The organism is Bombella sp. ESL0385 (genome assembly GCF_009725755.1).
GTDB classification, from domain to species: Bacteria; Pseudomonadota; Alphaproteobacteria; order Acetobacterales; family Acetobacteraceae; genus Bombella; species Bombella pollinis.
In genome coordinates this window covers 613,057-627,457 of sequence record NZ_WNIJ01000001.1, presented here as the reverse complement: position 1 = coordinate 627,457, position 14,401 = coordinate 613,057, and the positions used below count along the sequence as shown (strand labels likewise).

The window sequence follows — 14,401 nt, the reverse complement described above, 5'->3', positions numbered from 1 at the left end:
TACATCCCCCAAAAGATACGAGGCTTTTAAATAAAAAGACGGCTGGGGTTCTCCTATGCCGTCTTTTTTAGGCTGTTATTATGATGCACGCGCACCTATTCTTTAGCGGCAAACGCTATTCGTGCCATTTTCCGCGATGAAGGTTCCTGTCAATGGCTGAAAACAGGCATTACGCGTACAGCTATTGCCTGTCCCAAGGCTGCTCGTATAAATCGCTCCGCCTGTGGCGGCTTGCTCATGCAGGGCCGTGCCACATAGCGGGGTCGTCACTGCTGCGGAGGGCAGATTCATCTTCACCCGGTTGGATGCAGGATTAGAGGGGCCTGTTGGGGCCCCTGCAAAACTCTGAATCTTAGGATGCTCTGCCGCCGCCCGCTCCTGTTGGGAGGGCTGGCTCGCACAGCTCGTGAGTAAAAGACCTATCCCCACTATAGCTCCATAATAACGCATCGGCCCCTCCTTCATATCACTTCATTATAATCCAAGTTCACCTTGCGTGTCTTCCCGTTGGGCTGATGCTATGGTGGTCTTCTCGCGCGTGCTCGGCACAATGCCACTACGCCCTGCGCCACCCTCATGCGGCTCTAACTTAGCTTGTCTTGCACCATCTACAAACGCAAGCTGCACTATACCCCCTTGAGGTAAAGCCGCCGCGTGCGTCACTGGTCGTCCCTTTGCATCCTGCACCAGCACATAACCACGCTCCAACACCGCACGGGGAGAGACAGCCTCTAAATGCCGCGCTACCCCAACAAGCCGCTCTCGTTGTACAGCACACTGTCCTTGAATCACCCCAATTTGCAACGGCATCCGCATAAGACGCATCTGGCAACCCTGCCAAAAACGCTCCCACCCTGCCTGCAACCGCCCTGCCTGCCCCTCCAGCAAACGATGACGCTGACCAAGAACCGTCTCCATGGCCGGGAGGTGAAATGCCGCCCCCCCCAAGCGTGCACGCGCACGCATCACAAAGCCCGGTAAGGCAAGCTCCAACCTTTGAGCGCGGTCATCCAAACGCATACGTGCCGTATCAAGCAGACTAGGCAAGTCCGGCATACGCGCGGCCATTGCTTGCAACTGCAAGCTCTGCTTTTGCAAAATACCCACTAACCCGCTTGAAAGGCGCGCTGCCCGATGGGCAAGGTCTGCCACAAGCTCCGAGCGCACAGGCACGGCCATCTCCGCCGCGGCAGTCGGTGTCGGGGCCCGGCGGTCGGCTGCATAATCTACGAGGGTTGTATCGGTCTCATGCCCCACGGCGGAAATAACCGGCAAGGGGCACGCCGCCACGGCCCGTACCACAGCTTCATCATTAAAGGCCATGAGGTCCTCTAACGAACCACCCCCACGCGCCACAATCAACACATCTGGCGGGTGGGGAAGCTGCCCCATTGCCTTAACAGCATGAGCAATTTGCTGTGCCGCTCCCTCCCCCTGCACGGCAACGGGCCAGAGCAGAATCTCACGGGGGAAACGGCGGGCAATAGTAGTGCAAATATCATGCAAGACCGCACCGGAGCGTGAGGTAATCACCCCGACACGATGCGGCAGAGAGGGGATAGGCTTCTTCCGCTCCGGCGCAAAAAGCCCTTCATCTCGCAGACGCACCCTTAGGGCCTCTATCCGCGCGAGCATGGCCCCTTCCCCGGCAAACTCCATCCGCTCAATAATCAGTTGATAGCTCGACCGCTCCCCATAAGAGGAGATGCGCCCAGTGGCGATAACCTCTGTCCCATTTTCTGGCGCCATACCGAGACGAGAGGCATTGCCCCGCCAAATCACCCCAGCAATCTTCCCCCCCTCGTCTTTGAGAGAAAGATAAATATGCCCAGAGGCATAACGCTTCATCTCCGTGATTTCCCCACGGACGCGCACACGGCCAAAGCTTCCCTCCAGCACGCGCTTAATGGCGGAAGAAATCGCCCCAACAGAATATTCGGGGATGTTACTCCCCGCCGAAGTAGCATTTTGCGGCTCTTGGGCAGAAAAGAGAAGGTCTCGTTCCATCATCCTGCTATTCTATGCTAAATGAGGGGCAACGTAAAAGCGGCTATCAACACCGCAGGCTCATATAAAGGAAACAGGATGCGCGTACTTCTTGTTGGTTCTGGCGGGCGGGAACATGCCCTCGCTACCGCCATTGCCCGGTCCCCTCAGCTCAAAGCCCTCTTTGCCGCCCCCGGTAATCCTGGCATAGCAGAATGCGCCCGTTGTGTCCCTATTGCAGCTGATGATATTGCAGGCCTTGTAAAGTTCGCCCAAAAAGAAGCGATCGACCTTGTCGTCCCCGGGCCGGAAGTCTCCCTCGTAGCGGGGTTAGCCGATGCGTGTAAAGAGGCCGGCATTGCCTGCGCTGGTCCTTCCAAAGCGGCGGCGGCCTTAGAGGGCAGCAAGGCCTTTACAAAAGAAGTGGCCGATGCTGCGGGCATCCCCACCGCACGCTGGCAGCGTTTTGATGCTAATAGCAGCGTAGATGCCGCCAAAGCCTATGTGCGTGAGCAAGGTGCGCCGATTGTCATCAAGGCCGATGGCCTCGCTGCGGGCAAAGGCGTTGTTGTGGCACAAAGCGTTGATGAAGCCCTCGCCGCCATCGATCATCTCGGCCTCCCCCTCGTCATTGAGGAATGTCTTACAGGGCGGGAAGTATCCCTCTTTGCCTTTTGTGCAGATGATAAAGCCAGTCTGATTGGTGCCGCACGGGACCATAAGCGCGTTGGCGATGGCGATACTGGCCCTAACACAGGCGGGATGGGAGCCATCTGCCCCCCACCGGATTTTGACCGCGCCGCACAAGAGGCCGCATTAGACCTCACTGTCCGTCCCATGTTGGCTGAGATGCTCCGCCGGGGCACGCCCTTCCGTGGTGTCATCTTCGCAGGCTTGATGCTGACAGAAGAAGGACCAAAGCTCATAGAATATAATGTCCGCTTTGGTGACCCAGAGGCCCAAGCCCTGCTCATCCGCTTAGAGAGCGACCTCCTCCCCGCCCTCAAAGCCCTCGCAGAAGGCACCCTCTCTGAGGAGAGCATCCGCTTTACAGACCAGCCCTCCCTCTCCCTCGTGCTCGCGGCTAAAGGCTATCCTGATGCTCCGGTAAAAGGGGGTGTCATTTCTGGCTTAGACCGCACCGCACAACTCCCCGGCGTTTCCATATTCCACGCAGGAACAAAGCTAGAAGGCGATAAATTGGTAGCGAATGGAGGGCGCGTGCTGACCATCTGCGCCACAGCCCCCACAGCAGCCAAGGCGCGCTCTCGCGCTTATGAGGCCGCAGCGACTATTCAATGGGCTGATAAAATGCTCCGCAGCGATATTGGACTCTAAAGCGGTATCATAGGTGATACCCCCCCCACCCCCTTACCGGCAGGCGGGGGCCTCCCTTAGCTCTCCGTCTTTGCTAAAAGAGTCGGGAACTCCCACAAACTATCAATATGATATGTAGGCTTTAACGCCTTACAGACCTCCGCCACACCATGGCCATAGCTGGCCCAGCAGACATCCATACCGAGTGTTTGGGCAAAGCCGATATCGGCCGTTGTATCCCCCACCATGAGGAACCCCGCTGCGGGGACGGAAGGAAATAGCGGCGCAAGACGGTGCTGAAACACCTCTTGCTCTGGCTTACGCGGTAGCCCTTCTTCTGCACCGAGGGCGACCTCAAAAAACCCATCAAGCTGGAACCGTGCCAAACTATGACGCAAGGTTGGCCCATGCTTGTTACTAAGGGCCACCAACCGATAGCCACGCTGCTTTAAAATAGGCAAGACCTCATGCACCCCATCATACAGGAAGGTCTCCTCCGCATCCACTTGGGCATAACGCTTCCGATAGGCTGCGACATAACGCTCGGCTTCTTCGGGGGAGCTATCATTGACTAACCCCTTATAAAACCCTTGGAGCGCATCGCCCTTACCTAACCGCTCTGCCAGCTCCGCAGCGGAGGGCGGGGTACGGCCAATGTCCTCAAAAGCTTCGCGCAAGCTCCTAATAATAGCCGGGCGTGTTTCAGCCAATGTGCCATCATAATCAAGTAAAAGAACAGGATAACGTAACATAGCGGCGGTCCTTTATTGGCTCTTTTGCTGAGGGTGAGCCATGAGGTGCTCTAACCCAGCCGTCAACGCCGTTGAATCATCCATAACAGGGAGCATCCCAGCATAATGGCCCTCTGGGTCCATGACCACAAAGGACGGCGCAGGCTTATAATATCCAGTCCCCCGCTCCTGCTCATAAGGGGCATGGAACAAGCGCGTCATCGCTTGGGTCATGTTCTGGGTCGCAAAAACGGGGAAGATATGCGGGGCCACCCCCATGACATAATCCTTCAGCCCATCAGAATCCTCCGCCTTTGCATCTAAGGATACAACAAGGGGGAGGACCTTCCGGCCCTGTGCCTTCATGCTCATAAGGGTGGCATCCAAAGCCTTTAAAGGCGGCTGGCATTGGGCAGCAGGGCAACGCGGGTCCACAAACCACACCACCATCCACGCCCCGCGGAAGTCCCCTTCCGTCACCATTCCCCCCCCAAGGGAGAAGACACGGAAAGAGCCACCAACCTCATTACCCTGTTTATGGAGCCGCGCCCCTTCATCATGACCAGTGGAGAGATAATACCCCCCCAAACCTAACAACCCCGCGACCAGCAGCAAACCCGCTATAATCGCCCCAATCTTCCAACCTAGATATTTTTTTGGCTCCACCCCGCCCGTACCGTCACTCTGCACGTCCATCATGCTCCTTACTATGACCTCAAACCTCAATGAGCCTCAGCCCAATTATCCCCAAGCCCCGTCTCCACCACCAAGGCTACATCCTTTAACGAGGCCGCTTGTTCCATCACACGCTTTACCAAAGCGGCTGTTGCCTCAGCGTCCTCATCGGGGACTTCGAACAATAATTCGTCATGCACTTGCAACAACATACGCGCTTTTAACCCGGCCTCAGCCAAAGCACGCGGTACCTGCACCATCGCTTTTTTGATAATATCCGCCGCCCCGCCCTGCAAAGGCGCGTTAATCGCCTGCCGCTCCGCATAGGACCGCTGCGCTGCCTGCCGCGCTTGCATCCCCGGCACATAACAACGCCGCCCAAAGGGGGTCAGGACATAACCCTTCTCGCGCGCTTCTTCCTTCATCGCCTCCATATAGGTACGGATGCCGGGATAACGCTCAAAATACGCCTCAATATAGCGTTTGGCCTCCCCTTGAGGCACCTGCAACTGACGCGCCAACCCAAAGGCTGAAATACCGTAAATAATACCGAAGTTAATCGCCTTCGCCCGCCGTCTCGTCAACGCATCCATCCCTTCTAAGGGGATATTAAACACCTCGGACGCTGTACGGGCATGAATATCCTGCCCATGACGAAATGCATCTAATAATGGGTCAATCTGCGCTACCTGAGCCAATAAACGCAGCTCAATTTGACTATAATCCGCAGAGAGCAGCTTATGCCCCGGTGCTGCCACAAAAGCCCGCCGAATACGCGCCCCTTCCTCCGTGCGGATGGGAATATTCTGCAAGTTCGGCTCATTGGAGGAAAGCCGCCCTGTTGTGGTTGTCGTCATCTGGAAGGTCGTATGCACACGCTGGGTCTTCGGCTCCATCAGCTTAAGCAGCGCATCCGCATAGGTGGATTTCAGCTTTGCCAAACGCCGCCAATTTAGGATAGCCGTTGGTAAATCGTGCCCTTGTACAGCAAGCTCCTCCAACACGCGGGAATCTGTCCCCCATGCGCCGGTTTTCGTCCGCTTGCCCCCCGGCAGACCCATCTCATCAAACAGGATTTCCCCTAATTGTTTAGGCGAGCCAATATTAAAGGGCCGCCCAGCGCGGTCATAAATCCCCTCCTCCATCTCCGCCATGCGTGTTGCGAAATCTTCCGAGAGACGGCGCAATTCCTCCGCATCCACACGGATGCCAGCGTCCTCCATCCCCTCCAGCACGGTGATAAGGGGACGCTCCATCTCCTCATACAAGGCGGTGGCTTTCTGCCGTGGTAAGGTCAGGCGCAATATCTTCCACAAACGCAATGTTACATCCGCATCTTCCGCCGCATAAGCGGTTGCTTTATCCAACGGAACTTGCGTAAAGGCGATGCGATTCCGCCCCGTGCCCGTAACATCATCATACGAGATGGGCGTATGGTCTAAATGCAGGCGGGAGAGCTCATCCATCCCCTGCCCATGCGCCCCAGCAGACTGCGCGTAAGACAGCAGCATCGTATCATCCAGCGGCGTAATAACCTCCAATCCCGCACGGCGCAAAATCGTGAGGTCATATTTCGCGTTCTGGAAAATCTTCAACACCGCCTCATCAGCCATCAATGGGGCAAGCAGGGCGAGCGCATCTTTTACAGCGAGCTGCTCCCCAACAGGAGCCTCCAACGTGCCTTCATGACGGAACGGCACATAGCACGCCTTCCCCGGTGCAATCGCGAGAGACAAACCAACAATCTCCGCCGTGCGTGCATTCAGGCCCGTTGTTTCCGTATCCACCGCAACGAACCCAGCCTTATAAGCAGCCTCCACCCATTGTTGAAGTGCCTCCTGCGTTGTCACCGTCTCATAAGGGCCAAAAGGAGCCTCACTGCGAGGCACCATATCGCCCTCCACCTCAGCCTCGCCACTAGAGGCTGGGCTCACATCAGGCTTATGCCGCGCTGGCGAGCGGGCCTTGCCCCCAAAACCCATGCGCTGAAGAATGGAGGAGAAGCCCATGCTCTCCAGCCAATGCCGCAACGTCTCGGCATCAGGTTCGCGGGGACGTAGCTCATCAACCGGGGTCGGCACAGCGACATCATCCGCTAATAAAACCAACTGGCGGGAAATACGGGCCCCCTCGGCATGGTCAATCAGGTTCTGCCGCCTTTTAGAAGGCTTCATCCCCGGTGCGGCCTCCAACACCGCCTCTAGCGAGCCATATTCATTAATCAACTGTGCCGCCCCTTTTGGGCCAATGCCCGGCACACCCGGCACATTATCGGTAGAATCCCCCATGAGGGCTTGCACATCCACCACTTTATCAGGCGTTACACCGAACTTCGCTTCAACCTCCGCTAGGCCGATGGGCTTTTGCTTCATCGGGTCCTTCAGCATCACCCCCTCACGCACAAGCTGCATGAGGTCTTTATCGGAGGAAATGATGGTGCAACTCCCGCCTTGCTCCACCACCAGCCGCGCATAAGTTGCTAGGAGGTCATCCGCCTCCCAGCCGGGTAGCTCAATCGCGGGGATGCCGAATTGGTCCGTCGCTTGGCGAATGAGGTCGAACTGCGGGCGTAAATCCTCCGGCGGCTCTGGCCGATGGGCTTTATATTCGGGATAAATATCGTTACGGAATGTTTTGCGCCCTGCATCGAAGATGACAGCCATAGGCTGGCCCTCATGCTCCTTAATGAGGCGTGAGAGCATATTGGTAAAGCCATAAACGGCATTAACAGGCACACCCTCCGGGTTGGTCATCGGGGGGATGGCAAAAAAGGCACGGAAGATGAAGCCAGAACCATCCACCAAAACCAGATGTGTGTTTTTTGACGTCACGCCGTCCCTCTCCCTTGCCATATTGGGCACGTTACTTTTGCTCTATAGGCTCTCTCTAGCGGATTTCCGCCGCTTTAAAAACGCCTCACATGCCGATAAGGCTGTATTTCTCCCTCTCATGCTCTGTTATGCGCTATGTCTCACAGGGTGCAGCACGGGGCCGCGCCCGGAAACATGGCCTCACAGCCCTACAGAATCCGCCTTCATCCCCGCGAGCCTCTCCCTCCCGCTCTCCGATGGGAAGGGTGCGCCCATACGGCTTTACACGCCACCCCAAAACAAGCCCCTACGCGGGGTGATTCTGGCCTTTCACGGCTTTGGGGATAGCCGCGATGCGTGGGAGGTTATGGCACCACCCTTAACGCAGGCTGGGTTCCTCATCGTTGCCCCTGATATACGCGGCTTTGGGGCCTTCCCCACACCACGGACATGGAGCAACACCCAACGCCTCATTGCTGATAGCGTAACAGAGGCCCAATGGTGCCATCAGCAATGGCCCAAGCAACCGCTTTACCTAATGGGCGAGAGCATGGGGGGTGCTATTGCCCTTCTCACCAGCACCGCACTGCATGCCCCCCACCCCACCGGGTTAATCCTCCTCGCCCCAGCCATCATGACATTAGGCCAGCCATGGCAAAGCCTTTTGGAGGGCTGGAATCTCATCACCCCTCAAGCCCGCCTAACAGGGGCCCATATGCCGGGCCACCATATTGCAACGCGCAATATCAAAGCCCTCCGTCGCATGTTTTTCGACCCTCTCACCCGCCATGGCACAACCGTCCACGCCCTCCGGGGACTAACGCATCTGATGAGCCATGCTGCCCAAGAGACCCCAAAACTACACACACCCACCTTACTGATATGGGGTGATCGCGACCAATTTGTCCCCGCCTCTGCCACACGTCACCTTATCCAGAGATCACCCCAAGGCCTCCTCCGGCTAGATGAACTCCCCCATGGCTATCACCTCATCTCCCGCGAGCCGCAGAACCGCCCTGCCCGAGACATTCTCTCATGGCTTGAGCAGCCGGGGCATTTCCTCCCCTCCGGCGGGGATAATGCTGCCACCATGTGGCTTTGGCTGAAAGAAACACGCTGATATAGATGAAAAAAGAGGCCACAAGGGCTAGGCAAAACAGCAACTTCCCGTTAAAAGAACGACCAGCGGACCCGTAGCTCAGCTGGATAGAGCGTTGCCCTCCGAAGGCAAAGGTCGCGCGTTCGAATCGCGCCGGGTCCACCATCCAACAGTCCTAAAAGCAAAGACGTTAGGGGCGTATTTCAGCCCCTTGCTAGCCTCTTACCGTTGTCTTTCTCTCACAACGCCATCTTAGGCAACATAGCTAGCACCTCTCTCGTCTCTAATGCCACATGCAACACTTTTAAAAAGAGCAAGAGGGGCCATTTAGGGTCTTGAGCTTCGGCAAGAGCCCAATCGTTCGGATCATTGGTGATGGTGGAGCGTTTATCAGTCTTGACCTGCTGACGATCCATGACCCACTCAAGAGCAGATTTGCCATTGACCTGATATTCATAGGCTTCCAGCGGAATACCTGTAATCTCGATGTGATTATTATAAATCAGGTGGGTTTTGTCAGGGATGCGCTTGCCATCCTCACCACGGGTTTTGGCAAAGGCCATCTTCTCGACACGATAAAGCTGCTCCTCCGTAAGGCCCGCTTTGGTTTTGATATGCACATGCGTCGCATCATCCAGCGCGAAATAAGGCACCGCCGCCTCATACCCCAAATGAAGCTCCGCAAGCGCCCGTCCTGCTTTGGAGAACGCCCAGAAGTCATCTTCCGTCTTTACGCAAGGGATACGGGGGAGTTCCTTGGAGAGACTGGTGGCGTAATGGCTGCGATAATCCGGGGCATGAAGCAGACCATAGATGTAATAGAACACATCTTCTTCATCAAACTGCGCCTTGGGCCATGCTTTACGGAAATAGGCCATGCCCTCCGGCGTGATGGCTCTTTTCTTTTTGTAACGAGCCGCAGCTGGCTCCTCCATCCCTTCAAACATATCCCCTTCAGGCTGTATAGTTTTTATGGGTTCATAATGATAGAGGGGGAAGCACTGGGCCCCAGCCTGTAACAAATTGTAATCAGGTATATAGTCCATCATGATTGCAGAGAAATCTGAAGCACTATTTCCTGTTACACAAATCACCTTATTCTCCATCCCCACTTCTGGAAAGAGTTGGGGAAGTTGATAGACCATTTCATTCAGCCTGCGACTAAAGAAAAAAACCTCCTTCGTAAAAGGACGGTACATGCCAGTACGTACCTCCCCATCGGAAATGAATAATGGCTTATCCCGTACCACATCGTTTTGCAGGGCTCTTGTCCAGCTCAGTGCCGTTGTCTCAAAATCAGGAGAACGTTTCAGTTCATTTAACCGAGCCTCTTTCTTGCCATGAGGCAAAAGCTCATTGAGCCGTTCCCGCTCAGCTTCATAAGTCGCAACTTGTTGCTCTACACTCTGCTGAATACGCTCACGAGAGAAGTTCCAAACCCAAGCATCACGGGCTGTAACTACTCCATTGGAAAATAATGAAAGAATCCCCTTTTCACCTTTTTTACTGCCCATTGTCATAAAGACTGAGAAGCTATCATCTCTCTGGTTTAACCAGTCGCCATGCTCATCAGGTGTCAATGTCTGCCAGCGGCGGAACGTACCATCAGGGTTGGTCTCTTTCCCTGCATCTAAGGCCTCGCTCGGGATCGCTGCGATAGACCCAAAGCGATGCAGCCAATGGAACTTGTCTGTTTCCGGAGCGTTGCTCAGCTCTGCCCCGGCCCGGGCATATATCTCCTGCGCTGAAAGGTAGTCACCAATATCGCAGAAATGGATTTGGCCTTTGCCTGTATGAGTTTTCTTTCGAACTAGAATGGTGATGGCAACTGGAGCCCGGCTTCCCTGTCCAAAAATATTATCCTTTTCTTGCCGTCGTTGTTCACCTGATGTCCGCGCATTCCCACGCAGATGGAAAATCCAGATTTCGGAAAATTCACTTTCCAAAGCGTTACGGAGGCCAGTACTGGCAGCACTATCTATGAAGCCTGCATTGGTCACAAACCCTATGACGCCTTGTTCACCTATGCGATCAGAAGCCCAACGAATACTGCGGATATAACTATCATAAAGAGCAGCTTTCCTAACGGCCCTAGAGGCTCTAGCGTAAGTCTCCTCAATCCGCTTATCGAGATATTCATATTTATCATTCTGAGCCTGTCCGGCTTTACTAGCCCCCGCAGAATAAGGTGGGTTGCCCATAATCACCCGGATGGGAGCACTCTCCTGTGCAAGGATGCGGTCACTATTGCCTTTCAGGTATCCTCCCATGCCGTCATGCAGGGTTCTATCTGTCTGGACATGCTCTGTCAGATTAAACGTGTCTGTTAGGCAGAGGCCACCAAAGGGTGCTTGTTTGCCTGTACGGGCGGTATAAGAGGTCGCGATATTAATACCCGCTACGTAATAAGCGAGCAAGACAAGCTCATTGGCCCAAAGGCCGGGCTTGCCAAGGATGGCATCTTCTTTCCCGGCGGCCTCATATTTGGCAGCCAGTTTTTCAGTAGGGATGATGTAGTCTCCCTCACTACCATCGGCCTGACGTTGCCGCAGGTCAATCAAGCGGGCGATAAAGCTGCCAGTACCGGTAAAGGGGTCCAAAACCGAGACGTTCTCATCCCCCATGCCACAGCCAAACTGCGTCTGAAGCACATGCTCAACAGAGCGGATGATAAAATCCACCACGGGGACCGGTGTAAAGACAATGCCCAGCTTATCAGCTTGTTTTTTGAAGGCCTCTCGGAAGAAATCATCATAAAGCTGGATGGTCAGGGCCTGTCGGCTCTCCGGGCTGGCATCCTTCAGGCGGGCACGGATGCTGTCATAAAAGCTCTCCAGCCCTTGTTGTTCCTTCGTCAAGCCGTTGGCGTAAAGCTCCTGCGTGACGGCATCAAGAGCTTGTGTCATGGGGTTGGAGCTATGACCACCATTTTCCCCAAAAAGAGCATCAAAAACCGGGCCTGTCACAAGGTGCTGGCCTAGCATCTCGATGATGTCACTATCCGGGACGTTCGGGTTGATAGAGGCGTGGATTTCCGCCTTTAGCTTGTCAAAGACCTTCCGGGCCCTGGCGGATGCGTCTTGCAGGGTACGTTCTGCATCATGCTCGGCCCCAAGGGGGAGCTGACCATCCAAAAGGCGGGTGATGCTAATAATATGCCGGTCCACAATGCGTTTGACGTCTTTAGACCACCGAGCAAAGGGATTACGATTGCCAACCTTCTGCACAATACGAGCATAAAGCGCATCAGCCAGCTTTTCCCGCTGGCCATATTGCATGACAAGCTGCTGGCCGTAATCGGTAATCTCCTCCTCAGAGGCACGTTCATCCGCACCCTGACCATTGAGATGTTTATTCACACTATTGGCGGCGGATTCAGCTTTGCCCTTTTTCTTTTTAGCTGGAATACGAGCTGAGACGCATACGACTTCCATCTTCGTATAGTCCAGCTGGCCACCAAGATTCACACGGTCTAGCTCATCATCCAAAGAAGAATCATGCGCTCGGAGGGCCTGAAGAACCATCCAAACCGTACGAAAGCCTGATGACCCTTTAGCGAAATATTCATCAGCCGTATAACCATGCGGCACCACAACGGGAATAATGATATAGCCACGTTTCTTACCCGGCGCACGGCGCATCACCCGCCCTACGGACTGAACAACATCCACCTCGCTGCTGCTAGGAGCTAAAAACACCACGGCATCCAATGCGGGGACATCCACCCCCTCAGACAAGCAACGCACATTAGAGAGGATACGACAGACCTCCCGTTCTTTCCCATCTTCATCAATAAAGGGTGGGGCATCATCCTTCAACCAGTCCAGCCGTGCGCTTTTTTCGGCAGCGTTCATCCCGCCATCAACATGCCTAATCTCGCAATAAGCCCCAGGCTTTTCCTTCTTGGCTGCCTCTTCTGGTAGCTTACTCTTGCGCTTACGGTACTCCTCCACAACATCGGAGAACCCCTTCTCAATCACACGGGAGGCAACATTGCCGCTACGTTTTTTAGACGGATCAATCGTAGAGCAAAAAGCCACCGCCCTATGCATCGGGCGTGTCTCATCCTCACCTCGCATATCATCACGGGAGAGGCCCTTCCATGCACCAATAATACGCGAGGCGACATCCAACGTGATGTTATTATCTTTATCAGACAAGGTACTGGGGACGAACTCCGCCACATCGCTCTCTGACACACCGAGAACAACAATCTTATAGGGGCAGAGACGCTCCTTCTTCACCGCCTCAGCAAAAGAGATTTCATGAATAATGGGGCCATATAGCTCCTCATCATCCATGGAATACAAGGTTGTATCGGCATCCTTGGCCTTCTCCAACGCGTCGGATGAGAAGATACGCGGCGTTGCCGTCATAAAAAGAGTGCGCGCCCGTTTTATGCCGTCCGGCTGATGAATGAACTGGAAGGCCTTTGTCTCTTCATCTCGCCTTTTAGCACCGCTCGTACGGTGCGCCTCATCGCATATGACGAGGTCCAAAGCAGGCAAACCAAGCTTCTGCGCCTCCCCAATAACAGGCGAAGAATGATAGGTCGAAAAGATGACGATCATCCGCTCATCAGCATCTTTAGCAGAACGCGCTTTGGTAAGGGCGTTTGTCAGGCCGAGGGCATCGGTAGTGGCGGGGTAATCCAAGTCATTTTCCACCCGTCCAACATCATCACGTTTTTTACCCACTTCGCTATCTGAGCAAACGGCAAAGCAGGACAACTTAATAGCAGATTGCTGCGTCCATTCCGTCAATGTCTGAGACACAAGATGAAGCGATGGCGCTAAAAACAGAACAACCTTCCCTTTGCCTGCGAGATTTTCCGCAATTTTGAGGGATGTAAAGGTCTTGCCCGTTCCACAAGCCATAAGAAGGCGACCTTTAGTAGGATGTTCTATAGTCCCCCCCTTCAAGGTTGAGACGGTTTTTACGATGGCTTCCTGCTGTTCTTCACGAGGTGTTTTGCGGGGTAGTAATGTCGGTTCACCCGTCTTGAAATACTGGCTCCAATCTATGGCCGCATTTTCAAGGTCGGAAAGCGTTGTTAAATGGATGAGCGGCTCGACCATCTGCATGGTAGCCTTAGCGTTATCACCCCACTTGCCCGTTGTAGCGATGATCCGACGACTGATGAAGTCCGCACGATTGCTTGCCGCGATGAAGCTATCCAATTCCTTTTTGGAGATTGTATGGTCCGGGCTATAAAATTTGGCCTGAATGGCCTCAAAGCCGGAGCCATCCTGCATAACACCAACAAGATCAACCCCCGTATCACGCGCCGAACCACCGGGGATGTATTTTTTAACCCAATCTGCGAAGGTCAAAACCTCCGAGAATAATTCCTGAAACTTCGGCTCATTCTGAAGATAAATTTGGGCCAGTTTTTCAAACCCCGTGCCCCGGTCCCGCTGGCCTGTCTTATGGCCCTGCCCATCCTCATCAAAACTCGCTAGAAGTGTGCGAAAAGCAGTGCCTTGTGAATTGGACATGGGTGGTCTCCGGTTCATAATAGTGTTTTCACACTACACAGTGAAGCAAGGAACGCCAAGCAGGACGGCTCTCATCCTAACTAGCTTATGATCTTTCCTTTTGCTCTACCTCTCTGCTCACGCTGGGAGCATACCCCCCTGCTGAATATGAGAACTGACACAAACAGTCAGAAGAAACTGTAATTCAAAAAATTACAAAAGATATTACCACCAAAAAGCCCATTAAATAGAACGTTGGAGACCCGAACCATTAATCCGGCAAGCCCCCTTTTCAGACCATCTTCC

General features: G+C 54.4%; 8 protein-coding genes and 1 tRNA gene. 3 read left to right on the top strand and 6 right to left on the bottom strand.

Translation table 11 applies throughout. The features are described from left to right. Positions 1–102: 102 nt before the first annotated feature. The gene (locus GM557_RS02905; RefSeq protein ID WP_155572885.1) at positions 103–450 is read right to left on the bottom strand and encodes a hypothetical protein; all 348 of its coding nucleotides are present in this window, start codon (positions 448–450) and stop codon (positions 103–105) included. A 24-nt stretch (positions 451–474) separates the two neighbouring features. Next, on the bottom strand, positions 475–2,007 hold the full coding sequence (gene xseA, locus GM557_RS02900) for an exodeoxyribonuclease VII large subunit (protein ID WP_230880619.1): 1,533 nt from the start codon (positions 2,005–2,007) through the stop codon (positions 475–477). 78 nt (positions 2,008–2,085) lie between these two features. Here xseA and purD point away from each other — a divergent pair, with 78 nt between their 5' ends. Further along, positions 2,086–3,324: a phosphoribosylamine--glycine ligase gene (purD, locus tag GM557_RS02895; protein WP_155572883.1), complete on the top strand. Its 1,239-nt coding sequence runs from the start codon at positions 2,086–2,088 to the stop codon at positions 3,322–3,324. Between the two features lie 56 nt (positions 3,325–3,380). Here the strand turns inward: purD and GM557_RS02890 are convergent, their stop codons facing one another. The 3 genes from GM557_RS02890 to polA are packed head-to-tail and all read right to left on the bottom strand — an operon-like array spanning position 3,381 to position 7,561. Then, the gene (locus GM557_RS02890) at positions 3,381–4,055 is read right to left on the bottom strand and encodes an HAD family hydrolase (protein ID WP_155572882.1); all 675 of its coding nucleotides are present in this window, start codon (positions 4,053–4,055) and stop codon (positions 3,381–3,383) included. A gap of 12 nt (positions 4,056–4,067) precedes the next feature. After that, entirely contained in the window at positions 4,068–4,733 is a 666-nt protein-coding gene (locus tag GM557_RS02885) for an SCO family protein (RefSeq protein ID WP_155572881.1), read from the bottom strand. 23 nt (positions 4,734–4,756) lie between these two features. Further along, a complete protein-coding gene (gene polA, locus GM557_RS02880; RefSeq protein ID WP_155572880.1) occupies positions 4,757–7,561 on the bottom strand; it encodes a DNA polymerase I in 2,805 nt (934 codons plus the stop codon). Between polA and GM557_RS02875 the strand changes: the two genes are divergently transcribed. Further along, on the top strand, positions 7,491–8,639 hold the full coding sequence (locus GM557_RS02875; protein ID WP_230880582.1) for an alpha/beta fold hydrolase: 1,149 nt from the start codon (positions 7,491–7,493) through the stop codon (positions 8,637–8,639). The genes polA and GM557_RS02875 overlap by 71 nt on opposite strands. Before the next feature lie 67 nt (positions 8,640–8,706). Beyond that, positions 8,707–8,783 (top strand) — tRNA-Arg (locus GM557_RS02870). Positions 8,784–8,857: 74 nt separating this feature from the next. Here GM557_RS02870 and GM557_RS02865 read toward each other — a convergent pair. Beyond that, complete coding sequence (locus GM557_RS02865; protein WP_196424577.1) at positions 8,858–14,116, bottom strand: type ISP restriction/modification enzyme; 5,259 nt, start codon at positions 14,114–14,116, stop codon at positions 8,858–8,860. Positions 14,117–14,401: the final 285 nt, after the last annotated feature.

Excerpts from the sequence above, each read along its gene's own strand:
- GM557_RS02905 (WP_155572885.1), bottom strand. The coding sequence starts at position 450 with ATGCGTTATTATGGAGCTATAGTGGGGATAGGTCTTTTACTCACGAGC.
- xseA (WP_230880619.1), bottom strand. The coding sequence starts at position 2,007 with ATGGAACGAGACCTTCTCTTTTCTGCCCAAGAGCCGCAAAATGCTACT.
- purD (WP_155572883.1), top strand. The coding sequence starts at position 2,086 with ATGCGCGTACTTCTTGTTGGTTCTGGCGGGCGGGAACATGCCCTCGCT.
- GM557_RS02890 (WP_155572882.1), bottom strand. The coding sequence starts at position 4,055 with ATGTTACGTTATCCTGTTCTTTTACTTGATTATGATGGCACATTGGCT.
- GM557_RS02885 (WP_155572881.1), bottom strand. The coding sequence starts at position 4,733 with ATGATGGACGTGCAGAGTGACGGTACGGGCGGGGTGGAGCCAAAAAAA.
- GM557_RS02875 (WP_230880582.1), top strand. The coding sequence starts at position 7,491 with ATGAAGCCAGAACCATCCACCAAAACCAGATGTGTGTTTTTTGACGTC.
- polA (WP_155572880.1), bottom strand. The coding sequence starts at position 7,561 with ATGGCAAGGGAGAGGGACGGCGTGACGTCAAAAAACACACATCTGGTT.
- GM557_RS02865 (WP_196424577.1), bottom strand. The coding sequence starts at position 14,116 with ATGTCCAATTCACAAGGCACTGCTTTTCGCACACTTCTAGCGAGTTTT.